Source organism: Lishizhenia sp. (genome assembly GCF_057456495.1).
Genome location: NZ_JBVCPV010000020.1, coordinates 1 through 23,457 on the forward strand (window position 1 = coordinate 1; position 23,457 = coordinate 23,457).

At 38.1% G+C, this 23,457-nt stretch carries 20 protein-coding genes and 5 tRNA genes; 2 read left to right on the top strand and 23 right to left on the bottom strand.

What is annotated here, in order from left to right; all coding sequences use genetic code 11:
• Positions 1-270: 270 nt before the first annotated feature.
• Positions 271-801 (bottom strand): RNA methyltransferase, encoded by a 531-nt coding sequence (locus AC22ZQ_RS02620; RefSeq protein WP_318957014.1) that lies wholly within the window; start codon positions 799-801, stop codon positions 271-273.
• 134 nt (positions 802-935) lie between these two features.
• On the opposite strand from AC22ZQ_RS02620, the gene mutS reads away from it, so the two are divergent.
• Positions 936-3,518 carry a DNA mismatch repair protein MutS gene (mutS, locus tag AC22ZQ_RS02625; protein ID WP_318957033.1) on the top strand — a complete coding sequence of 861 codons (2,583 nt, stop codon included), beginning with the start codon at positions 936-938 and terminating at the stop codon, positions 3,516-3,518.
• Positions 3,519-3,650: 132 nt separating this feature from the next.
• Entirely contained in the window at positions 3,651-5,357 is a 1,707-nt protein-coding gene (locus AC22ZQ_RS02630) for a peptidoglycan DD-metalloendopeptidase family protein (protein ID WP_318957015.1), read from the top strand.
• Between the two features lie 74 nt (positions 5,358-5,431).
• On the opposite strand, the gene AC22ZQ_RS02635 is transcribed toward AC22ZQ_RS02630, so the two are convergent.
• From AC22ZQ_RS02635 to AC22ZQ_RS02740, 22 genes are all read right to left on the bottom strand, one after another.
• Positions 5,432-5,746 (bottom strand): DUF3467 domain-containing protein, encoded by a 315-nt coding sequence (locus tag AC22ZQ_RS02635; RefSeq protein WP_318957016.1) that lies wholly within the window; start codon positions 5,744-5,746, stop codon positions 5,432-5,434.
• Between the two features lie 64 nt (positions 5,747-5,810).
• Entirely contained in the window at positions 5,811-10,094 is a 4,284-nt protein-coding gene (gene rpoC / locus AC22ZQ_RS02640; RefSeq protein WP_318957017.1) for a DNA-directed RNA polymerase subunit beta', read from the bottom strand.
• A gap of 37 nt (positions 10,095-10,131) precedes the next feature.
• Positions 10,132-13,944: a DNA-directed RNA polymerase subunit beta gene (gene rpoB, locus AC22ZQ_RS02645; protein WP_318957018.1), complete on the bottom strand. Its 3,813-nt coding sequence runs from the start codon at positions 13,942-13,944 to the stop codon at positions 10,132-10,134.
• Positions 13,945-14,053: 109 nt separating this feature from the next.
• A complete protein-coding gene (rplL, locus tag AC22ZQ_RS02650) occupies positions 14,054-14,428 on the bottom strand; it encodes a 50S ribosomal protein L7/L12 (RefSeq protein ID WP_318957019.1) in 375 nt (124 codons plus the stop codon).
• Between the two features lie 45 nt (positions 14,429-14,473).
• Positions 14,474-14,995 (bottom strand): 50S ribosomal protein L10, encoded by a 522-nt coding sequence (gene rplJ, locus AC22ZQ_RS02655; protein WP_318957020.1) that lies wholly within the window; start codon positions 14,993-14,995, stop codon positions 14,474-14,476.
• Between the two features lie 13 nt (positions 14,996-15,008).
• Positions 15,009-15,704, bottom strand: coding sequence for a 50S ribosomal protein L1 (gene rplA, locus AC22ZQ_RS02660; RefSeq protein ID WP_318957021.1), 696 nt, complete (start codon positions 15,702-15,704; stop codon positions 15,009-15,011).
• Positions 15,705-15,717: 13 nt separating this feature from the next.
• Entirely contained in the window at positions 15,718-16,158 is a 441-nt protein-coding gene (gene rplK, locus AC22ZQ_RS02665) for a 50S ribosomal protein L11 (RefSeq protein WP_318957022.1), read from the bottom strand.
• Positions 16,159-16,244: 86 nt separating this feature from the next.
• Positions 16,245-16,796 carry a transcription termination/antitermination protein NusG gene (nusG, locus tag AC22ZQ_RS02670; RefSeq protein WP_318957023.1) on the bottom strand — a complete coding sequence of 184 codons (552 nt, stop codon included), beginning with the start codon at positions 16,794-16,796 and terminating at the stop codon, positions 16,245-16,247.
• Between the two features lie 12 nt (positions 16,797-16,808).
• Positions 16,809-17,066 (bottom strand): preprotein translocase subunit SecE, encoded by a 258-nt coding sequence (gene secE, locus AC22ZQ_RS02675; protein ID WP_318957024.1) that lies wholly within the window; start codon positions 17,064-17,066, stop codon positions 16,809-16,811.
• Positions 17,042-17,114: transfer RNA gene (locus AC22ZQ_RS02680), tRNA-Trp, on the bottom strand. Before AC22ZQ_RS02680 ends, secE begins: the two co-directional genes overlap by 25 nt.
• Before the next feature lie 56 nt (positions 17,115-17,170).
• Positions 17,171-18,355, bottom strand: a complete 1,185-nt coding sequence (gene tuf, locus AC22ZQ_RS02685; protein WP_318957025.1) for an elongation factor Tu — start codon at positions 18,353-18,355, stop codon at positions 17,171-17,173.
• 112 nt (positions 18,356-18,467) lie between these two features.
• Positions 18,468-18,539: transfer RNA gene (locus AC22ZQ_RS02690), tRNA-Thr, on the bottom strand.
• Between the two features lie 29 nt (positions 18,540-18,568).
• A tRNA-Gly gene (locus tag AC22ZQ_RS02695) sits at positions 18,569-18,641 on the bottom strand.
• Between the two features lie 17 nt (positions 18,642-18,658).
• A tRNA-Tyr gene (locus AC22ZQ_RS02700) sits at positions 18,659-18,743 on the bottom strand.
• 15 nt (positions 18,744-18,758) lie between these two features.
• Positions 18,759-18,832: transfer RNA gene (locus AC22ZQ_RS02705), tRNA-Thr, on the bottom strand.
• A gap of 170 nt (positions 18,833-19,002) precedes the next feature.
• Positions 19,003-19,299 carry a ribosome hibernation-promoting factor, HPF/YfiA family gene (gene hpf, locus AC22ZQ_RS02710; protein WP_318957026.1) on the bottom strand — a complete coding sequence of 99 codons (297 nt, stop codon included), beginning with the start codon at positions 19,297-19,299 and terminating at the stop codon, positions 19,003-19,005.
• Position 19,300: 1 nt separating this feature from the next.
• Positions 19,301-20,176 (bottom strand): tyrosine-type recombinase/integrase, encoded by an 876-nt coding sequence (locus AC22ZQ_RS02715; RefSeq protein ID WP_318957027.1) that lies wholly within the window; start codon positions 20,174-20,176, stop codon positions 19,301-19,303.
• Positions 20,177-20,236: 60 nt separating this feature from the next.
• Positions 20,237-20,428 carry a 30S ribosomal protein S21 gene (rpsU, locus tag AC22ZQ_RS02720; protein WP_318957028.1) on the bottom strand — a complete coding sequence of 64 codons (192 nt, stop codon included), beginning with the start codon at positions 20,426-20,428 and terminating at the stop codon, positions 20,237-20,239.
• A 67-nt stretch (positions 20,429-20,495) separates the two neighbouring features.
• A complete protein-coding gene (locus tag AC22ZQ_RS02725; RefSeq protein ID WP_318957029.1) occupies positions 20,496-21,635 on the bottom strand; it encodes an acyl-CoA dehydrogenase family protein in 1,140 nt (379 codons plus the stop codon).
• 41 nt (positions 21,636-21,676) lie between these two features.
• Positions 21,677-22,213, bottom strand: a complete 537-nt coding sequence (locus tag AC22ZQ_RS02730; protein ID WP_318957030.1) for an adenine phosphoribosyltransferase — start codon at positions 22,211-22,213, stop codon at positions 21,677-21,679.
• On the bottom strand, positions 22,210-23,112 hold the full coding sequence (locus tag AC22ZQ_RS02735) for a ComEA family DNA-binding protein (protein ID WP_318957031.1): 903 nt from the start codon (positions 23,110-23,112) through the stop codon (positions 22,210-22,212). Before AC22ZQ_RS02735 ends, AC22ZQ_RS02730 begins: the two co-directional genes overlap by 4 nt.
• A gap of 69 nt (positions 23,113-23,181) precedes the next feature.
• A partial coding sequence (locus AC22ZQ_RS02740) for an alanine:cation symporter family protein (RefSeq protein ID WP_318957032.1) occupies positions 23,182-23,457 on the bottom strand: 276 nt, incomplete at its 5' end.

The window sequence follows — 23,457 nt, forward strand, 5'->3', positions numbered from 1 at the left end:
AACTTCATAGTTTGAGCAAAAGCTCCCCATCCCAAGAGTATACAAGAAAGGCTCAATAATAATTTGATCATAATGTGTGTTAAAATACTTAGGTATTATACACAACGAAAATACTTCATTATGGTACACACGAATTCATATAAATTACAAAAGTTCCTAAACAATGTTAAGCGGACATATCTTCTTTTCGTCTTCTTCTAAACATTCTAAAATCATCATTTTCAAGAAGAAAAAAAGGAGCTCGATTTGATTGGTTCGGAAAAAAAGATGCTATTTCCTCCCTCTTACAAACTCCCACAAACAAACTCCTGCACAAACACTTACATTTAAACTGTGTTTGGTTCCAAATTGAGGAATTTCAATGACATAGTCTGCCACATCAATGATGGATTGTTGCACACCGTCTACTTCATTCCCGAATACCAATGCATAATGCTCTTGGTTGTCGATATCCATTTGATTTAAAAAATGAGTTTCTTCGGTTTGTTCGATGGCACAAACCTTAACTCCTTTCGCTTGTAGATCAGCGATGGCTTCATTTACATCTTCTACATAGGTCCACTTTACAGACTCAGTCGCACCGATGGCTGTTTTATTAATTTCTCTATGAGGTGGGGTTCCAGTGATTCCACACAAAATAATTTCTTCAACATTAAAAGCATCAGAAGTTCGAAAGAAGGTACCTACATTATTGAGACTACGAATGTTATCTAACACCACGGTAATTGGGAATTTCTCCTGTGCTTTAAACTCTTCTTCGGTCACCCTTCCGAGCTCCCATAATTTCAATTTTCTGTTCATAAAATTTAATAACTGTTGAATGCAAAAGTTGAATCTACCCCGCGAAGCTACTACCTTTATCTTTGGAAAAGAAATCTAAAGAAACAATTTTGGCTACAAAAAAGAAAGAAAAGAAATCGAGCGAAACTCCTTTAATGAAGCAATACAACCAAATTAAAGCGAAACATCCACAAGCGATGTTACTCTTTAGGGTGGGTGATTTTTACGAAACCTTTGGTGAGGATGCCGTAAAAGCTTCAAAAATTTTAGGGATAGTATTGACCAAACGTAAAAATGGATCTGCTTCCCACATTGAGTTGGCTGGGTTTCCGCATCATTCTTTGAACAGTTACTTACCTAAATTAGTGAGAGCAGGTGAACGTGTTGCTATTTGCGATCAATTGGAAGATCCTAAAATGACCAAAAAGATTGTGAAACGAGGTGTTACAGAATTAGTAACCCCTGGTGTTGCCATCAATGATCAGGTCTTGGAACAAAAGAAAAACAATTTCTTATGTGCGCTTCACTTTGATAAAAAACAGGTAGGTGTAGCCTTTTTAGATATTTCTACGGGTGAATTTTTTGTGGCCCAAGGAAATTTAGAATATGTACACAAATTGGTGCAAGGTTTTGCCCCAAGCGAGATTATTTTCCAAAAGAATAAAAACAAAGAGTTTACAGAAGCATTTAGTTCTAATTACTACACCTATAAGTTAGAAGACTGGGTATTTACAGAAGATTTCGCCCACGATACGCTTACCAAGCAGTTTAACACACAAGGATTGAAAGGTTTTGGTATTGACAATTTAACTCAGGGTATCATCGCTGGAGGTGCAGCCTTACAATACTTATCCGTTACCGAAAACACCAAACTAGAACACATCTCAAATATTTCTCGAATAGAAGAAGAGAAATACGTTTGGCTGGATAGGTTTACGGTAAGAAACCTAGAATTGATTCACTCGCAAAACGAGAACGCCACAACACTCATTGATATCATCGACGACACCTTAACACCTATGGGGTCTCGTTTATTAAAAAGATGGTTGGTGCTTCCTTTGAAAGAAGAAAAAGAGATCAACGAAAGGTTGAACGCAGTGGAAAGCTTATTGCTCCCTGAAAACAATCAATTGCGCTTTGAATTAGGAGAAATATTAAATGACATCGGGGATTTAGAGCGTTTGGTTTCTAAAGCAGCGGTTGGAAAAATCAATCCTAAGGAAGTCGTTCAGTTAAAGAAGACCTTAGAACAAATTGAACCTATTCAAAAAATACTGAGAGAGACGAATTCTTCTGACATCATAAAGATTGCAGATCGCTTAGAGGCTTGTAGTGAATTAATCGTAAAGGTTAATCATCAGCTGCATCCAGAACCGGCTATTCAAATAGGGAAAGGAAGCGTGATTGCAGATGGCTTTAACGACGAATTGGATGAACTTAGAAAAATAGCTTTTTCGGGTAAAGACTATTTACAGCAATTACAAGAACGTGAAAGCGAAAAAACAGGAATTCCAAGTTTAAAAGTAGCCTTCAACAATGTATTCGGTTACTACTTAGAGGTAAGAAACACCCACAAAGATAAAGTTCCTGAAGAGTGGATCAGAAAGCAAACCCTCGTAAATGCTGAACGATACATCACCCAAGAACTAAAGGAATACGAATCAAAAATTTTGGGAGCAGAAGATAAAATTCAAGTTTTAGAATCAAGACTATATAATGATCTGGTTTTATCTTTGGCTAAATTTATTCGTCCAGTACAACGTAATGCTCATTATATCGGACAAATAGATTGTTTACTTTCCTTTGCCAACATCTCTGAAAAGAACAATTATAATAAGCCTGAATTAAACGACGGTTTTGCCTTAGATATTAAAGATGGAAGGCACCCGGTAATTGAAAAACAATTAAAATCGGGTGAGGAATATGTAGCCAATGATGTTTATTTAGACAATGACACCCAACAAATTATAATGATTACTGGGCCGAACATGTCTGGTAAAAGTGCTATCCTCCGTCAAACTGCTTTGATTTCTTTGATGGCGCAAATAGGATGTTTTGTTCCTGCCCAATCGGCAAAACTCGGTATCGTAGATAAAATTTTCACACGTGTAGGAGCCTCTGATAACATTTCATCAGGAGAATCAACTTTCATGGTAGAGATGAATGAGACCTCTTCTATTTTGAATAACCTCTCTCCGAGAAGTTTGGTATTACTAGACGAAATTGGCCGTGGTACAAGTACCTACGATGGTATTTCAATTGCTTGGGCGATAGCTGAATATTTACATGAGAATCCGAAAGCGAAATGTAAAACACTTTTTGCTACGCACTACCATGAGTTAAATGAAATGTACAAGAAGTTCCCGCGCATTAAAAACTTCAATGTTTCTGTAAAAGAAATGGGAACTAAAATTCTTTTCATCAGAAAATTAGTAGAAGGAGGAAGCGAACACTCTTTTGGTATACACGTAGCCAAATTGGCGGGTATGCCTAATCAAGTTGTACAACGCGCTACCAAAATGTTATCTCACCTGGAGCAATCTCATGGAAGTAACGACAAAGAAAAAGTACAGGATGCCGTGAACCAACCTGACATGCAATTGAGCTTTTTTCAATTGGATGATCCCGTGTTAGAAAACATAAAGGAGGAATTAGTTTCTATTGACATAGATACCTTAACCCCCGTAGAGGCATTAATGAAACTCAATGAAATAAAGAAAATGGTGGGAGGTAATTAATCTCCTTTTTTTAAGATAATGAAATGTCTACTCTTTGGGGTAGACGTTTTTTTGTGTTCATTAACGATATACTTTTGATAAATCGTCCGATTGAAGGCGCTTGCTCCTACCGATTAACAGTAACTTTGTGCTATGCAAAAAATCCTTTACATACTAATAACCTTATGGCTTGGCATCAGCTCCCTTTTTGGGCAATACGATCCAAACACGGATTATAATTTTCACCCTCCTTTAAAAACACCTTTAATTCTTGCTGCTAATTTTGGAGAATTAAGAACAAACCATTTTCATACGGGGTTAGACTTTAAAACCGATAGACAAATTGGATACCCTTTATACTCCATTGATGAAGGATATGTTGCGCGCGTTAAAGTTTCACCTTGGGGCTACGGTCATGTAGTGTACATCGCTCATCCAAATGGCTTAACCTCTGTTTACGCTCACTGTTCCGCCTTCTTAGGACAACTAGATAGCCTTGTTAAAGCTGAGCAGCACAAACAAGAGAATTTCGCTATAGAAATCTTTCCAGACTCCAATACCGTTCGCGTACAACGTGGAGAGAAAATTGCTTTGTCTGGTAATACGGGAGGGAGTACGGCCCCTCACCTTCATTTTGAAATTAGGGATACGAAAACAGAACATGCTCTAAACCCATTATTGTTCGGTTTTAACATTGCAGATTCTCGTGCACCTCGTATTCGCGGAGTGAAGGTATATGCTTTAACCAAAGAAGGATATCGTGTTCAGAATAAAGCGAAAGAATACAGAACTTCCAGTCAGAACTTAAACCCTACTATCGTAGGAAATCAGATCACAATACCTGCAGATTTCACCTCTAAAACAGGAGGTATAGGATTCTCTTTCGATGCCGTGGATCAATTGGACGGTGCAAACAATATCTGTGGGATATTCAAGTCTTATTTAATTGTTGATGGGGATACTGTATTCGCTCAAGACATGACAGCTATAGATTTTGCAGCCAATCGTCAAATAAACAGCCATAAGGATTACGAAGCTTTTCACAAACAACGTAGACATTACCAAAAGTCGTTTAAAACCATACATAACCCTTTAAACATCTACAATGAGGATCTGACCAACGGAATTCTTAGATTTCAACCAGGGAGTAATCACAACATTACCTATACCTGTGTAGACACCAAAGGAAACACTACGAGTTTAAACTTCACACTTAAAATAGAAAATGGAACTTCGTCTGATTGGAGTAAACTCTATTCACCTTCAGACAAATATCTTTTTCCAGATTCTTCATTTATGGATGTAGACGAGGAGCATTTTATTTTGTTTGGGATTGATTTATTGTATGAACCCACCCCTAAGATCATCACAGCAAGGTCCCCTTTCACTTTCGGAAATCCGGAAATTCCATTGGAGTCTTATTATAAGATCATGATGAAGGTTGACACGTTAATTCATCCTACAGAGCGATATGTAATTACACTCAAAGACGAACGCGGAAGAGTAAAATCACTTGGCGGAACCTATAAAGATGGATGGCTGACAGCGAGAACTCGAGAATTTGGTTATTTCGAAATACAAGCCGACATAACTGCCCCTACCCTAATCTCTCGTAATGTTCGCGATAACATTAATGTGAGAGGAAGTAGACTAGCCTGGAGAATAGGCGATGATTTATCGGGACTAAAAGAGTATGATGTCTACGTTGACGGTGTTTGGCAACATGTATTATACGAACCAAAAAACGAAAGTTTGTACTACACTCCATCCGCTTCATTGCACGGCGAACATACGCTTAAAATTGTGGTGGAAGATGCTGCTGGTAACATCAGTACCGAAAGCTATACTTTATCGTTTTAACAGCATAAAAAAAGCGGAGGAGTACACTTACTCTCCGCTTTCATAACATAACAAATAAAACACTCTTGCTTTTCTTAAGCTTGAGCTGGTGGTGTACCAAAATTAATTGGTGGAACACCTGGATTATTATCTTCTGCGATTGGTCCGAATTGCGCTTCGTAATTCTTCACATTTTCTGCCAATGCACGCATTAATCTTTTTGCATTTTGTGGAGTCATGATCACTCTTGATCTAACCTTCGCTTTAGGAACTCCAGGCATCATTTGAATAAAATCTGCTACGAATTCTGTATTCGAATGTGTAATCACACTTAAGTTAGAATAAACTCCCGAAGCCACATCTTCTGTAAGCTCTATGTTAATCTGATTGTCTTTGTTTTGATTTTCCATCTTTAGCGGTTTAGATAAAAAAACCCCGACAAATTAATGCCGGGGTTGTAATGAATGTATATTCCTAGTTATTTTCTGTTAACTCATCATACGTTTCCTGAGATCCAACGATCATGTTTTGGAATCGACGTGTACCCGTACCTGCTGGAATTAAGTGACCAACAATTACGTTTTCTTTCAATCCTAATAAGTGATCTTCTTTTCCTGAAATCGCAGCTTCGTTTAACACTTTCGTAGTTTCCTGGAAAGATGCAGCTGAGATGAACGACTGAGTTTGAAGCGAAGCTCTAGTAATACCTTGTAACATCGGTTTAGATGTTGCAGCAATAGCATCTCTAGATTCTACTAAATTCTTGTCTTGTCTTCTCAATTGAGAATTCTCATCTCTTAACTTACGTGCAGTAACGATTTGACCAGCTTTCAACTCTGAAGAGTCTCCCGGATCAACAACTACCTTCTTACCGAACATTCTATCGTTCTCTTCCATGAAGTCCGCTTTGTGAACTGCTTGGTTTTCTAAGAATTTAGTATCTCCTGCATCTGTAATCTCAACTTTCAACATCATCTGACGAACGATAACTTCAAAGTGCTTATCGTTAATCTTCACACCCTGTAAACGGTATACATCTTGGATTTCGTTTACTAAGTACTCTTGTACTTTAGTTGGTCCTTCGATGTTCAAGATATCTTTCGGAGTAATTGCTCCATCAGATAATGGTTTACCAGCACGAACGAAATCGTTCTCTTGTGTTAAGATGTGCTTAGATAATGGCACTAAGTATTTACGTTTCTCACCTGTCTTAGATTCGATGATTACCTCACGGTTACCACGTTTAATCTTACCGTAAGAAGCGATACCATCGATCTCAGATACTACTGCTGGGTTAGATGGGTTACGTGCTTCGAAAAGCTCAGTTACACGAGGAAGACCCCCTGTAATATCCCCTGTCTTACCACCAGTTCTTGGTATCTTAACTAAGAAGTCACCTGCCTCTACTTTGTCACCCTCATTTACTGAGATGTGCGCGTTAACTGGGATAGAGTATGATTTCAATACCTCTCCTTTGTTGTCAACGATTTCTATCGTAGGGTTCTTCTTCTTATCTTTTGTTTCAGTAATTACTTTTTCAGTAAATCCTGTTTGCTCATCGACCTCTTCACGGTAAGTAATACCTTCGATAATATTTTCGAATTGGATCTTACCTTTTACTTCTGAAAGGATAACGGCGTTATAAGGGTCCCACTTACAGATTACATCACCTTTCTTAAGATCAGCGTTGTTTTCTGCAATCATAATCGCACCGTAAGGGATGTTACCCGTCATTGCTAACGAACCATCTTTCTTGTCTACTAATTTCATCTCAGCAGAACGTCCGATTACTATCTCTTGCTTATTTCCGTCCTTATCTTTCTTCGTAATTGTTCTTAACTCGTCGATTTCTAATTTACCATCTGCTTTCGCTTTGATATCATTTTCATCGGCAATGTTAGAAGCGGTACCCCCAACGTGGAAGGTACGAAGTGTAAGCTGTGTACCAGGTTCACCAATAGACTGTGCAGCTACTACCCCTACAGAATCTCCGGCTTGTGCCATTCTGTGTGTAGATAAGTTTCTACCGTAACATTTCGCACAAACTCCTCTTCTTAACTCACATGTTAATACTGAACGAATTTCTACTTCTTCAATGTCTGCAGCATCAATTGCTTTCGCTACTTTTTCATCTATCAATCCACCAGCTTCAACAATTAAGTTGTCTTCATCATCGTAAATATCATTTACTGAACATCTACCAATGATTCTGTCTGCTAATGGTTCAAAAATTTCATCATTTTTCTTCAATGCAGTTGTTGCTAAACCTCTTAAAGTTCCACAATCTTCCGCATTAATTACCACGTCTTGCGCAACGTCTACCAATCTACGTGTAAGGTAACCTGCATCGGCTGTTTTTAAGGCTGTATCGGCCAAACCTTTACGGGCACCGTGAGTAGAGATAAAGTACTCAAGGATAGAAAGACCTTCTTTAAAGTTCGATAAAATCGGGTTTTCAATAATCTCTTGAGCTGAAGCTCCAGACTTCTGTGGTTTCGCCATCAATCCACGCATTCCAGATAACTGACGAATCTGCTCTTTAGATCCACGTGCTCCTGAGTCGAACATCATGTAAATTGAGTTAAATCCTTGGTTATCGTTTTTCAACTGCTCCATTAACGTGTGCGTTAATCTCGAGTTGGTACGTGTCCAGATGTCAATAATTTGGTTGTAACGCTCGTTGTTGGTAATAAGACCCATGTTATAGTTCTCTAATACCTCACGTACGTTCTCATCCGCTTTAGCAACTAATTCATCTTTTTCTTTTGGAATGATGATATCGTCAAGGTTAAATGATAATCCACCTCTAAATGCCATCTCGTATCCTAATGATTTGATATCATCCAAGAACTGTGCTGTTCTTGCAGTACCAGAAATCTTCAATACGTGTCCGATAATATCTCTTAACGCTTTCTTCGTTAATACATCATTGATGAATCCTACTTCTCTTGGAACTCTTTCGTTGAATAAAACTCTACCTGCAGTAGTTTCTACCAACATCAATTCTGGTTCTCCTTGCTCATTTAAATCGTAAGTTTTCACTTTGATATGTGCGTGAAGATCCAATGCTCCTTCGTTGTAAGCGATTGTAACCTCTTGTGGAGAGTAGAAAATTCCACCTTCTCCTTTTACAATTCTCTCTGGTGTTGACTTTCTACCTTTAGTAATGTAGTAAAGACCCAAGACCATATCCTGAGATGGTACGGCAATCGGTGCACCATTCGCAGGGTTCAAGATATTGTGTGATGCCAACATCAACAATTGTGCTTCCAAAATTGCAGCATTACCTAATGGTAAGTGAACCGCCATCTGGTCACCATCGAAATCGGCGTTAAATGCTGTACAAACCAATGGGTGAAGTCGAATTGCTTTTCCTTCGATCAATTTCGGTTGGAAAGCCTGGATACCCAATCTGTGCAACGTTGGTGCACGGTTTAATAATACTGGGTGACCTTTTAATACGTTTTCAAGAATATCCCATACAACTGGTTCTTTTCTATCAACAATTTTCTTAGCAGATTTAACCGTCTTTACGATACCTCTTTCAATCATCTTACGGATGATGAATGGCTTGTAAAGCTCTGCCGCCATGTTTTTAGGTAAACCACACTCGTGTAATTTCAAGTTTGGTCCTACAACAATTACAGAACGTGCAGAGTAATCAACACGCTTACCTAATAAGTTTTGACGGAAACGACCTTGCTTACCTTTTAACGAGTCAGATAAAGACTTCAATGGTCTGTTCGACTCAGTCTTCACTGCACTTGCCTTACGAGAGTTGTCGAACAATGAGTCAACAGACTCCTGCAACATACGCTTCTCATTACGCAAGATTACCTCTGGAGCTTTAATCTCGATCAAACGCTTCAAACGGTTGTTACGGATAATTACTCTACGGTAAAGGTCATTTAAATCTGAAGTAGCAAATCTACCTCCATCTAAAGGAACTAACGGACGTAATTCTGGCGGAATAACCGGAACCACTTTAATGATAGTCCACTCTGGACGGTTATCAATACGCGTTTGAGAATCACGCATTGCTTCAACTACTTGTAGTCTCTTCAATGCTTCATTCTTACGCTGTACTGAAGTTTCAGTATTTGCTTTGTGTCTTAATTCATAAGATAATGAATCCAAGTCCAAACGCTGTAATAAATCGTACAACGCCTCCGCACCCATTTTGGCTACGAATTTGTTTGGATCAGTATCTTCTAAGTATTGGTTTTCCTTTGGTTGAACATCTAAGATGTCTAAGTACTCCTCCTCAGTTAAGAAATCGTACTTATTTAAAGCTTCACCTTCAGCATTTACTGCATTTCCTGGTTGAATAACAACGTAACGCTCGTAGTAAATGATCTGATCTAATTTCTTAGTCGGTAAACCTAACAAGTAACCAATTTTGTTTGGCAATGATCTAAAGTACCAGATGTGTGCTACAGGAACAACCAATTGGATGTGTCCCATACGCTCTCTACGTACTTTCTTTTCAGTTACCTCAACACCACAACGGTCACAAACGATTCCTTTATAACGGATACGCTTGTATTTACCACAGTGACATTCGTAATCTTTTACAGGACCGAAGATACGTTCACAAAATAGACCGTCTCTTTCTGGCTTGTAAGTTCTATAGTTAATCGTTTCAGGCTTAAGCACTTCACCACTCGATTGCTCCAAAATCTGCTCTGGCGATGCCAAAGAGATGGTAATCTTGTTAAAGCTACTCTGCTTTTTTGCTGTTTCTTTTCTATAAGCCATTTTAAACTCCTTCTTTTATCAAATTAAACACCGACAATTAGTCCATTGAAACACTTAGTCCAAGTCCTCTCAATTCATGTAATAATACATTGAATGATTCTGGAATACCTGGAGTTGGAAGGTTATCTCCCTTAACAATCGCTTCGTAAGCTTTTGCTCTACCTGTTACATCATCAGACTTAACTGTCAAGATTTCCTGTAGGATGTTCGCCGCACCGAATGCCTCAAGTGCCCAAACCTCCATCTCACCAAAACGCTGACCACCGAATTGAGCTTTACCACCCAATGGTTGTTGTGTAATTAATGAGTAAGGTCCGATAGAACGTGCGTGCATCTTATCATCTACCATGTGAGAAAGTTTCAACATGTAAATAATACCTACCGTTGCCGTTTGGTGGAATCTTTCACCTGTTCCTCCATCGTATAGGTAAGTTTTACCTGAACGTGGAATACCAGCTTTATCACAGTATTCGTCTATCTCTGATGGGTGTGCCCCGTCGAAGATAGGCGTTGCGAATTTCACACCTAATTTCTCACCTGCCCAACCTAAAACAGTTTCGTAAATCTGTCCAAGGTTCATACGAGAAGGTACCCCTAATGGGTTTAACACGATATCTACAGGAGTTCCGTCTTCTAGGAATGGCATGTCTTCGGCTCTAACGATATTTGCAACAATACCTTTGTTACCGTGACGACCCGCCATCTTATCTCCTACTTTCAGTTTTCTCTTCTTAGCTACGTATACTTTTGCCAATTTCACAATTCCTGATGGAAGTTCATCTCCAACTGAAATGTGGAATTTCTTACGCTTGTAGTTACCCAATAAATCGTTCGCCTTAATGTTGAAGTTGTGGATAACGCGTTGAATCAATGAATTCACGTGAGTATCGGCAGTCCATTTCGCTGGATTAACGATAGTGTAATCAATGATTGACAAATTCTTTTGCGTGAATTTAGAACCTTTCTTGATGATTTCTTCACGGAAGTTATTTGTTACACCGTCAGACTTGTGTCCTTCTAATACAACCAATAATTTCTCAACTAATCTATCTTTTAAAGCTGCTAAATCCTTTTCGTATTCAGTATCTAATTGCTCCAAGATTGGTTTATCTTGAGCTTTAGTTTTTCTGTCTTTAATTGCTCTAGAGAACAATTTCTTACCGATAACTACACCTCTTAATGATGGGCTCGCTTTTAAAGACGCATCTTTAACATCACCTGCCTTATCACCGAAGATAGCTCTCAATAATTTTTCTTCTGGAGATGGATCAGTTTCTCCTTTTGGTGTAATCTTACCAATAAGGATATCACCTTCTTTAATCTCAGCACCAACTCTGATCAATCCATTTTCATCCAAGTCTTTGGTAGCCTCTTCTGAAACGTTTGGAATATCAGCAGTTAATTCTTCCATACCTCTCTTCGTATCTCTTACTTCTAAAGAGTACTCATCGATGTGGATAGATGTAAAGATATCATCTCTTACTACTTTCTCAGAAATTACAATCGCATCCTCGAAGTTGTAACCTTTCCAAGGCATGAAGGCAACCTTCATGTTTTGTCCAAGTGCCAATTCACCAGCTTGCGTTGCATAACCTTCACAAAGAACCTGACCTTTTTCAACTCTATCACCTTTCTTAACGATAGGTTTCAAGTTCATTGTAGATCCTTGGTTAGTTTTCTGGAATTTCGTTAAGTTATACTTCTTCGTTTCACCGTCGAAGCTTACTAACTTATCTTCTTCTGTTAAGTCGTAACGAATGCTAATCTCTCTTGAGTCAACATACTCTACAACTCCGTCTCCTTCAGCGTTAATTAATACACGTGAATCTCTAGCAACTAGTCTTTCGATTCCTGTACCAACAATAGGAGAGTTTGGTTTCAATAATGGAACTGCCTGACGCTGCATGTTCGATCCCATCAATGCACGGTTGGCATCATCGTGTTCCAAGAATGGAATAGATGAAGCGGCAATAGATGCAATCTGGTTAGCACCAACATCCATAAGGTCAATCTTCTGTGGTTCAACCACTGGGAAATCTCCTTCCAAACGCGCTTTAACAACTTCTGTTTGGAATTGACCCTTATCGTTAATGTTGGCATTCGCCTGAGCAATCATTTTCTCATCTTCCTCTTCAGCTGACAAGTAAATTGGTGCTGTATTTAAATCAACTACACCATTCTCAACTTTACGGTAAGGAGTTTCAATGAAACCTAATTTGTTCACTTTCGCGAATACACACAATGAAGAAATCAAACCAATGTTTGGTCCCTCTGGTGTTTCAATCGTACACAAACGTCCATAGTGAGTGTAGTGAACGTCACGCACCTCGAATCCTGCTCTCTCACGAGAAAGACCACCAGGCCCTAATGCAGATAAACGACGCTTGTGAGTTACCTCAGAAAGTGGATTGGTTTGATCCATGAACTGAGACAACTGGTTTGTTCCAAAGAATGAATTAATTACAGACGATAACGTTTTAGCGTTGATAAGGTCAATTGGTGTAAAGACCTCATTATCTCTCACGTTCATACGCTCACGAATCGTACGCGCCATACGTGCTAGACCAACACCAAACTGAGAGTACAATTGTTCACCAACTGTACGAACACGTCTGTTAGACAAGTGGTCAATATCATCAACCTCTGCCTTAGAGTTAATTAATTCAATTAAATATTTAATAATTCGGATGATGTCTGTTTTCGTCATTACTCTTGACTCTTCAGAATCGTCCAAATTCAACTTTCTATTCATTCTGTAACGACCTACCTCACCTAAATCGTAACGTGTATCTGAGAAGAATAATTTCTCAAATACAGAACGCGCCGTTTCTTGATCTGGCGGCTCAGCATTACGTAACTGACGGTAGATGTGTTCTACAGCTTCCTTCTCAGAGTTAGAAGTATCTTTTTGAAGGGTATTGTAAATAATCGTGTAGTCTGCTGTATTTACATCTTCTTTGTGAAGAATTACAGTTTTCACACCTGCATCTAAGATTTCATCAATGTGATGCTCTTCGATGATAGTTTCACGGTCTAAGATAACCTCGTTTCTTTCAATAGATACAACTTCTCCTGTATCCTCATCTACGAAATCTTCAACCCATGATTTAAGAACTCTCGCTGCAAGTTTTCTACCGATTAACTTTTTCAAGTTCGTCTTCGTAGCTTTCACTTCATCAGCAAGTCCGAATATCTCTAAGATATCCTTATCACTTTCATAACCAATTGCTCTAAACAATGTAGTTACAGGTAACTTTTTCTTACGGTCAATGTAAGCATACATCACATTATTGATGTCTGTAGCAAACTCTATCCAAGAACCTTTGAAAGGAATTACTCTCGCAGAGTATAATTTTGTACCGTTAGCGTGTCTACTCTGTCCAAAGAATACACCAGGTGAACGGTGTAACTGAGAAACGATAACTCTTTCAGCACCATTCACTACGAACGATCCTTTCGGAGTCATGTAAGGTATAGTACCTAAGTAAACGTCCTGTACAATTGTTTCGAAATCCTCATGCTCAGGATCTGTACAATATAACTTCAGTTTAGCCTTTAACGGAACACTGTATGTTAAACCTCTTTCTATACACTCTTCTAGTGAGTAACGAGGGGGATCTACGAAGTAATCCAAGAACTCCAATACGAATTGGTTTCTTGTATCTGTAATCGGGAAGTTTTCAGAAAATACTTTAAACAAACCTTCCTTCTCACGGTTCTCTGGAGTTGTCTCTAATTGGAAAAACTCCATGAAAGATTTTATTTGAATATCCAAGAAATCTGGATAATCAAATGGACTTTTGCTCGAGGCAAAATTAATCCTTGTTGCTATGTTGCTTGTTGTTGCCAATGCTAAAAAATTTTATTAGAAAAAGGACCTAATAGTGCTTGTATGCACAAAAACAGGAGTAGGCACCACCATATTTGGCGTGCCTATTCCTGTTATAAAAAGTAAAAAATTACTTAATCTCAACTTCAGCTCCAGCCTCTTCTAATGAAGATTTAAGACCTTCAGCTTCGTCTTTCGCAACACCTTCTTTCAATGCAGAAGGAGCTCCGTCTACTAATTCTTTAGCTTCTTTAAGTCCAAGTCCAGTTAATTCTTTAACCAACTTCACTACTGCTAATTTGCTACCACCTGCTGCTTTCAATATTACATCGAATTCAGTTTTCTCTTCAGCAGCTTCACCACCTGCAGCACCACCTGCAGCTACAGCTACTGCAGCAGCAGCTGGTTCAATTCCGTACTCATCCTTAAGGATAGTTGCTAGTTCGTTTACGTCTTTTACAGTTAAGTTTACTAACGTTTCTGCGATTTCTTTTAAATCAGCCATTTTATTTAATTTAAATAAATTCTTAAAAAATAATAATTAATTGTGTTACGCTCTTTCTTCAAGCGTTTTAAGGATTCCTGCGATTTTTCCACCTTGTCCTTTAAGACCAGAAACAACGTTCTTAGCCGGGCTCTGAAGTAAGCTAATGATATCTCCGATAAGCTCTTCCTTGCTCTTGATAGATACAAGTGCGTCTAATTGCTCATCTCCAATATATACTGCTTCTTCAACGTAAGCTCCTTTAAGGATAGGCTTATCATTCTTTTTACGGAAGTCCTTGATTACTTTTGCAGGCGCGTTACCTACCTCAGCAAACATGATAGATGTTGGTCCTGAAAGCACTGCTCTCAAATCTCCAAAATCTTTATCTTCAACTCGATCCATAGCTTTCTCAAGCAATGCATTCTTAATAACTCTTAATTCGATGTTATTTTGAAAACACTTTCTTCTCAAGTTGTTGATAGCCTCAACAGTTAACTCTGCCGTATCTGCCAAGTAGAAGATACCAGCCTCTTTTAATTCAGCTGCTAGTTCATCTATGTATTGCGCTTTTTGTTCTTTAGTCATAATAATAAAGTTTTTAAGCTACAACAGATTTAGCATCAATTTGAATACTTGGACTCATTGTAGAGCTCACGTAGATACTCTTGATGTAAGTTCCTTTAGCTGCTGCTGGCTTCATTTTAATTAAAGTCGTGATTAATTCTCTAGCATTATCCGTGATTTTACCACCATCGAATGATACTTTAGCAATGTTCGTATGAACAATACCGAATTTATCTACTCTAAAGTCAATTTTACCCGCTTTCACTTCTTGAACTGCCTTCGCTATGTCCATTGTTACTGTACCAGTTTTAGGGTTAGGCATTAATCCTCTTGGTCCTAAAATACGACCTAAAGCACCTACTTTACCCATTACTGATGGCATAGTGATGATAACATCAATATCAGTCCATCCACCTTTAATCTTAGCGATGTAATCGTCTAATCCAACGTAATCAGCACCTGCTGCTTTAGCTTCCTCTTCTTTGTCAGGAGTACATAATACCAAAACTTTGATATCTTTACCTGTACCATGTGGAAGTGCAACTGTTCCTCTCACCATTTGATTAGCTTTACGTGGGTCTACACCCAATCTTACGCTAATATCAACTGAAGCATCAAACTTAGTGTTTGTGATTTCCTTAACCATATCACATGCTTCTGTCAACGAGTACGCTTTGCTCAAATCAAATTTTGCAAGCGCTTCTTTTCTTTTCTTAGAAATACGTCCCATAATTCATGTAATTTTAGTTAGAAGGAAAATCCCCCTTTACTGTGATACCCATACTTCTTGCTGTACCTGCAACCATCTTCATACCAGATTCAACTGTAAAACAGTTCATATCTTGTAATTTATCTTCAGCAATCGCTTTGATTTGATCCCAAGTAACTTGCGCTACTTTTACTCTGTTTGGTTCTGCTGAACCAGACTTAATCTTAGCTGCTTCTAATAATTGAACCGCTGCTGGTGGAGTTTTGATAACGAAATCAAAAGACTTATCACTGTATACAGTGATAACTGCCGGCAAAACCTTTCCTGCTTTATCCTGTGTTCTAGCATTAAACTGCTTACAGAACTCCATGATGTTCACACCTTTCGCACCAAGAGCTGGTCCTACAGGAGGTGAAGGATTGGCTGCACCACCTTTGATCTGCAATTTGATCAATCCTGCTACTTCTTTAGCCATTTGTTGTTTATATTATGTAGTCCTAACGTGGGAGTCAATGGGAAGCTTTATTCATTGCTCTCACTACTACTGATTAATTACATTTTTTATGCTTCTTTTTCTACTTGCATGTAGCTTAACTCAAGAAGGTTCTTTCTACCGAAGATTTTAACCATAACCTTCAATTTCTTCTTCTCTTCGTTAATCTCGTCAATAACACCGCTGAAATTGTTGAAAGGTCCGTCAATTACCTTAACAGATTCTCCAACAACAAAAGGAATCTTCATTTCCTCTTCCGTCTCAGATAACTCATCAACTTTTCCTAAAATACGGTTTACTTCTGCTTGACGCATTGGCATAGGATCACCGCCCTTCTCCGCTCCAAGGAATCCAATTACATTTGGAATACCTTTGATTACGTGAGGAACTTCTCCTACTAATGCTGCTTCGATCAAAACATATCCTGGTAAATAAGCTTTTTCTTTACTTACTTTCTTACCGTTACGGATTTGGAACACCTTTTCTGTTGGAATCAATACTTGATCAACATAATCCGTCAATTTCAATCTAGATATTTCCATATCTAAATATTCCTTAACCTTCGTTTCTTTTCCGCTTACGGCACGAACAACGTACCATCTTTTTTTTATATCAGCCACGAATGTCTTGTTTTAAATGATGTCGTAGATAATACCTAAAATACCTTTCCACCATGAGATACCTGTTGAATAACCAAAGATGTTATCCATCAAGAAAATCAAAAGTGAAAAAATAACTGAAGCAACAACCACTACAATGGTGTTGCTTTGTAATTCATTCCACGTTGGCCAAGTAACCTTGTGCACTAATTCGTGCACGGTTTCTTGTAAATAATTCTTAATATTCGCCACAATTATGTCTTTTGCACGGGCGGTAGGATTCGAACCCACGACCAATGGTTTTGGAGACCAGTACTCTACCAGCTGAGCTACACCCGTGTGTTAAAAAGAGGGAGAGGTTATCTCCCTCTTTTTATATCTTTAATAAGCTATGCTTATAAAATTTCAGTAACCTGTCCAGCACCTACTGTTCTACCACCCTCACGGATTGCAAAACGAAGTCCTTTGTCCATCGCTACAGGTACGATCAAGTTAACGTTGATTGTTACGTTATCACCTGGCATTACCATTTCACGACCTTCTTCTAATAAGATCTCTCCAGTTACGTCAGTTGTTCTGAAGTAGAACTGAGGACGGTATCTGTTGTGGAAAGGAGTGTGACGACCACCTTCTTCTTTCTTCAATACGTAAATCTCAGCTTTGAATTTATCGTGTGGAGTAGTTGAACCTGGCTTACAGATAACCATACCTCTCTTGATATCTTTCTTATCGATACCTCTTAATAAAAGACCTACGTTATCTCCAGCTTCACCTCTATCTAATATCTTACGGAACATCTCAACCCCAGTAACAGTTGACTTCAATTTCTCGTCACCCATACCTAAGATATCAACTTCTTCTCCAGAGTTAATAACTCCAGTTTCGATACGTCCTGTTGCTACAGTACCACGTCCAGTAATAGAGAATACGTCCTCAACTGGCATCAAGAATGGCTTATCAACATCACGTGGAGGAAGTTCGATGTAAGTATCAACTGCATCCATCAATTCGTTTACAGTGTTAACCCACTTCTCTTCACCGTTCAATGCACCTAATGCAGATCCAGCGATAATTGGCGTGTTATCTCCGTCGTAATCGTAGAAAGAAAGTAATTCTCTAACTTCCATTTCAACTAATTCTAACAACTCTTCGTCGTCAACCATGTCAACTTTGTTCAAGAATACAACGATTCTTGGAACACCAACCTGACGTCCTAAAAGGATGTGCTCACGTGTTTGTGGCATTGGTCCATCAGTAGCAGCAACTACCAAGATAGCACCATCCATCTGAGCAGCACCAGTAACCATGTTCTTTACGTAATCGGCGTGACCTGGACAGTCAACGTGTGCGTAGTGACGGTTCTTAGTTTCGTACTCAATGTGAGACGTGTTAATAGTAATACCACGCTCCTTTTCTTCAGGTGCGTTATCAATTGTATCGAAGTCACGGTTTTGTGCAAGACCTTGAGATGCCAATACGCTTGAGATAGCTGCAGTCAAAGTAGTTTTACCGTGGTCAACGTGACCAATTGTTCCAATGTTTACGTGCGGTTTTGAACGCTCGAATGTTTCCTTAGCCATTGTTTTATTTGTTACTTGTTAATAAAATCTTTAAAATCTTAATTTTAAAATATGCGAAATTTCACCCAATTAATGGATGAATTCCTAATGTCTTTTTTTCTTTTTATTCTAGAGCCAATGACGAGATTTGAACTCGTGACCTCTTCCTTACCAAGAAAGCGCTCTACCCCTGAGCTACACCGGCACAAAGATCTTAAAAGAAAATTAAAAAAGAGCGGGAGACGAGACTCGAACTCGCGACCCTCAGCTTGGAAGGCTGACGCTCTACCAACTGAGCTACTCCCGCAATTTCCTGAAATATTTTGGTGGGGGTGGCTGGACTCGAACCAGCGATACCTTACGGTGACAGATTTACAGTCTGCTGCAATAGCCACTATGCGACACCCCCTTTATCATAAAATAGAGCCGATGGAGGGACTCGAACCCCCGACCTGCTGATTACAAATCAGCTGCTCTAGCCAGCTGAGCTACATCGGCATCTTATGTTTTTATTTCACTAATCTTTTAAAGAACTTTCCGTCAGGTGTGAACCGTTTGGGGTTGCAAATGTAAGCAACTAATTTAAATCTGCAATGCTTTTTCGAAAAAAAAATCAAAAAAAATCTCACTTTTTTGAAGTGAGATTTATAACTAATTAATTATCAGTATTAAGCTGAAATTTTAGCTTTATGTTTTTTTACCTGTTTTCTTAAAGCATCCACTGCTAAGTCGGCTGCTTCCTCAAAACTATCGCATTGTTTTTTGGCAAATAATTCCTTTCCAGGTATAGAAATTTTGATTTCAGCTATCTTATTTTCTTTCGCTGCTTTCTTATCAACTTTCAAAAAGACCTCGCTTGAAATAATATGATCATAGAATAACTCTAATTTGTTAACCTTATCGTTCACAAAATTTATCAACTTTTGATCTGCTGCAAAATGAATTGCTTGAACTTTTATATCCATACTACTTCTTATTGTGCCCACCTCGGGGGTGCGCTTGTTTGTAAATCTTATTTATTTCTTCGAACGAATTATGGGTGTAAACTTGTGTTGCACTTAAATTAGCATGCCCCAACAGCTCTTTTATGGTTTCTAGGCCGGCACCATTGTTTAACATGTGAGTTGCGAAAGTGTGTCTAAGTACGTGCGGACTGCGTTTATCCAAATTCGTCACACATGAAAGATACTTATTAATTCGTCTATAAACAAATTTAGGATAGAGTTTATTCCCCTTTTTCGTTGTAAAAACATAGGGCATAATTCGGAGGTTATCTCTTGTTTGCTTCAATTCATTTAAACCTTTCATCAAGTCTTCTGAAACCGGGATAATCCTCTCCTTGTTTCTTTTACCTAAAACTTTAAGACTATTATTTTGAATATCAGTGAATTTTAAATTTATCAATTCAGAAAGACGCATACCTGTTTGGTAAAAAACCTCCACCATAAGCATGTCTTCCATTTCTAGTTGAGCACCTACTTTTTCACTAATGTTAAAATTATCTAATTCTTCAACTTTAACGAATTCCGGTAATCTTTTACTTGTTTTTGGTCCCTTTACAAGCAACATTGGATTTTTGTCTACCACCTCCTCTTTTAGACACCACTTATAAAAGGTACGTAAGGTAGATAGTTTTCGATTTACAGATCGATTAGAGATTCCCTCTTCTATTAACGCTACCATCCATCCTCTTACTGATTGATGATTGACTTCTTTCAACTCTTCCAACTTATTTATAGCCATGAAGTCAAAAAAATCTTGTAAATCTTTCTGATAAGCGATTACCGTATGTTCTGAGGCACGCTTTTCTGTTACGAGGTATGTAAGGAAATTATCAAGCATAAAAAAAGGAGCCTAATTTAATTAGACTCCTTAAATATAAATATTCTTCAGAAAGATATCTTAGATCTCAGCAGATCTCAATCTTTGCTTGTAAGCAGCTTTGATCTTTTGCTGTCTTTCAGTTACAGAAGGCTTTTCGAATTCCTTGCGAGATCTTAATTCTCTCATGATTCCAGTCTTCTCATATTTTTTCTTATACTTCTTAAGAGCTCTTTCGATGTTCTCTCCTTCTTTAACAGGTACTACTAACATATCTTTTCTTGTTATTTTCAATATTATTGGTCTGCAAAAGTAGCAAACAAATTTTTATCAACAAATATTATTTTAAAATTTCTCGAGAAATTACAACTTTTTGAATTTCTGAAGTTCCTTCACCTATGGTCATTAACTTCGCATCCCTCAAGTACTTCTCAGCTGGATACTCTTTTGTGTAACCATACCCACCCATAATTTGAACAGCTTCGTTACCACACATTACAGCTACTTCACTCGCAAAATACTTCGCATAAGCACCTTCTTTGGTTAAGGGCATTTTATTGTTTTTCAAGTAAGCCGCGTTGTACGTTAACAATTCTGCCGCTTTTACTTGTGTTGCCATATCTGCTAATTTAAAGCTAATACCTTGGAATTGAGCGATAGGTTTACCAAACTGCTCTCTTTCTTTTGCATATTGAACAGAAGCTTCGTAAGCACCGCGTGCAACTCCACAACTCAAAGCTGCAATTGAAATTCTACCTCCATCTAAGACTTGCATAGCTTGAACGAATCCCATACCAACTTCTCCAATCACATTCTCTTCTGGCACTCGAACATTATCAAAAATCAATTCAGCCGTCTCAGAAGCTCTTACTCCTAATTTGTCTTTAATCTTTACCGCTGAAAAACCAGGTGTTCCTTTTTCAATGATAAATGCTGTAATCCCCTTACTGTCTAAAAGCTCTCCAGTTCTTACTAGAACCACAGCTAGGTCTCCTGATAAACCATGTGTAATCCAGTTTTTAGCACCGTTGATCACCCATTCGTTTCCTTCTTTCACCGCTGTTGTTTTCATACGCATAGCATCAGAACCTGTATTTGGCTCTGTTAATCCCCATGCTCCGATAAACTCTCCAGAAGCTAATTTTGGTAAATATTTTTTCTTTTGCTCTTCCGTTCCGTGGTAGTAGATGTGACCAGTACAAAGTGAATTATGTGCCGCAACAGATAATCCAACACCTCCACAAACTTTACCTAATTCGATTAATGCCGTAACATATTCATCGTAAGAAAATCCTGAACCGCCATATTCTTCAGGTATGTAAATACCTAATAAACCAAGCTCTCCCATTTTCTTCATTACATCTATTGGGAAATGCTCCTCTTCATCCCATTTATTTCTATTTGGGCGAATTTCTTTTTCAGCAAAATCACGAACCATTTGTTCGATCATTAATTGATTTTCGTTTTTTGCAAAATTCATTTTTGTTCTTTCTTTATTTGTACGTTAACAATGGCTACCTACTAATAGTTTACAATAGCCTGTATATTATCTGTAAATTGTTTTAATTTCTTATCTCCTTCTAAGAAGTCTAAACTCACTAAAAAGTTGAATGCTTCAACCTTGGCACCACATTTTTCAACTAAATGTGCCGCTGCTTCTGCAGAACCACCTGTGGCCAATAAATCATCATGTATCAAAACCTTGTCTGAAGCATCAACAGCATCCTCATGCATCTCTATGGTTGCAGAGCCATATTCTAGGTCATAACTATATGCAACCTTCTTGTAAGGCAACTTACCTTTTTTACGAATAAGTATGAAAGGAAGTCCTAAACGCATGGCCAAGGGATATCCAAATAAGAAACCACGACTTTCAATTCCGGCAATTTTAGTTATACCTGAATCCTTATATTGAGCTGCTAAATATTCAACGATTTCATTAGATAACTGAGGATCTAACATGATAGGTGTAATATCTTTAAACACTATCCCCTCTTTTGGAAAGTCGACAACATCTCTGATCTCTGCCTTCACTTTCTCTACTAAATCTTTATTCATTCCACCTTTAAGTAAGGCCTCACCTTCTGGAAGGTTTCGGCATCCATTAGCACTAATTCCTTTAATTCTTCTACAGAAGAATACGCCCCATGTGTTTTCCTGAAGGCTATTATGGAATTTGCTAATTTATAACTTATATACGGATGTTGCTTTAATTCCTTGAGATTAATTTTATTAATGTTACGTCGATTTACAAAATTTGTATCAACGGTTAAATGACTTGAAATTTGGTCTACTACACTATCGGGTAAATGATATACTTCATATAATTGATCCAAGTTTACAAATCCACCCAGTGCATTCCTGAAATTCAAAACTTTAGAAGCATAGTAATCTCCAACCCCTTTAATGCGCATGAATTCCTCTTTATCTATCTCATTTATGGAAAGGGATAAAGTTGTTTCCTCCTTTACTGGTAGTTCATTCTTCACATTAGGTATAGCCTTGAACAAAGTATCCGGTAAATCTATGTATGGATAAAGCTCCTTATAACTTTGATTATCCATAATGAATAACTTTTTCAAATCTGATTTCACTTTAAATTCAAAGCCCGATTTTTTATAGTTGATAACTGACTGCGCCTGCTTTTCACTGTACCCTAACTCCATCCAATCTTCTCGTGTATAATGGTTGGGATTAAATTTTTGACTTGGAACTTTTACCCGCCATTTCTGAGCTTTTTGTTTCTTGCTTTCAAGCCTTTTGTCTAACAACGCGATTTGCTTCTTTTCCAAAGGTGTCAGCTCTGCCTTTAGTTCTGACAAGGGATAACTAAGACTGTAATACCATTTAACACCAAGGATAATCAACACACCTATTACCACTATACTCAATATAGCAATACGTGATCTTTTTTGAAAAATCAAGAAATCTTGGTTCCAGCGTTGGTAGTTATTCATGGTGGTTGATCATAAAAAAAGGTCTGCTACTTTCTGTAACAGACCTTCAAGTTATGAAATTTCTATGAGTTATTTAAACTTTTTAATCGCTCCTGATTTGATGCGTTCAAAGTAATCTTTTAAATCTCTACTAACTTCACCCGACATTAAAATCAATCCTAAAATGTTAGGGAAAGCCATTCCTAATATCATGAGGTCAGAGAAATCTATTACTGCACCTAATCCTACTGAAGAACCTATAACTACAAAGACCAAGAAAATAAACTTGTACACGAGTCCTGCAGATTTTGTCTCTCCAAATAAATATGTCCATGCTTTTAATCCGTAGTAAGACCAAGAGATCAT

Coding starts and splice junctions, on each gene's coding strand:
- AC22ZQ_RS02620 (WP_318957014.1), bottom strand. CDS start 801: ATGAACAGAAAATTGAAATTATGGGAGCTCGGAAGGGTGACCGAAGAA.
- mutS (WP_318957033.1), top strand. CDS start 936: ATGAAGCAATACAACCAAATTAAAGCGAAACATCCACAAGCGATGTTA.
- AC22ZQ_RS02630 (WP_318957015.1), top strand. CDS start 3,651: ATGCAAAAAATCCTTTACATACTAATAACCTTATGGCTTGGCATCAGC.
- AC22ZQ_RS02635 (WP_318957016.1), bottom strand. CDS start 5,746: ATGGAAAATCAAAACAAAGACAATCAGATTAACATAGAGCTTACAGAA.
- rpoC (WP_318957017.1), bottom strand. CDS start 10,094: ATGGCTTATAGAAAAGAAACAGCAAAAAAGCAGAGTAGCTTTAACAAG.
- rplL (WP_318957019.1), bottom strand. CDS start 14,428: ATGGCTGATTTAAAAGAAATCGCAGAAACGTTAGTAAACTTAACTGTA.
- rplJ (WP_318957020.1), bottom strand. CDS start 14,995: ATGACTAAAGAACAAAAAGCGCAATACATAGATGAACTAGCAGCTGAA.
- rplA (WP_318957021.1), bottom strand. CDS start 15,704: ATGGGACGTATTTCTAAGAAAAGAAAAGAAGCGCTTGCAAAATTTGAT.
- rplK (WP_318957022.1), bottom strand. CDS start 16,158: ATGGCTAAAGAAGTAGCAGGATTGATCAAATTGCAGATCAAAGGTGGT.
- tuf (WP_318957025.1), bottom strand. CDS start 18,355: ATGGCTAAGGAAACATTCGAGCGTTCAAAACCGCACGTAAACATTGGA.
- hpf (WP_318957026.1), bottom strand. CDS start 19,299: ATGGATATAAAAGTTCAAGCAATTCATTTTGCAGCAGATCAAAAGTTG.
- AC22ZQ_RS02715 (WP_318957027.1), bottom strand. CDS start 20,176: ATGCTTGATAATTTCCTTACATACCTCGTAACAGAAAAGCGTGCCTCA.
- rpsU (WP_318957028.1), bottom strand. CDS start 20,428: ATGTTAGTAGTACCTGTTAAAGAAGGAGAGAACATCGAAAGAGCTCTT.
- AC22ZQ_RS02725 (WP_318957029.1), bottom strand. CDS start 21,635: ATGAATTTTGCAAAAAACGAAAATCAATTAATGATCGAACAAATGGTT.
- AC22ZQ_RS02730 (WP_318957030.1), bottom strand. CDS start 22,213: ATGAATAAAGATTTAGTAGAGAAAGTGAAGGCAGAGATCAGAGATGTT.
- AC22ZQ_RS02735 (WP_318957031.1), bottom strand. CDS start 23,112: ATGAATAACTACCAACGCTGGAACCAAGATTTCTTGATTTTTCAAAAA.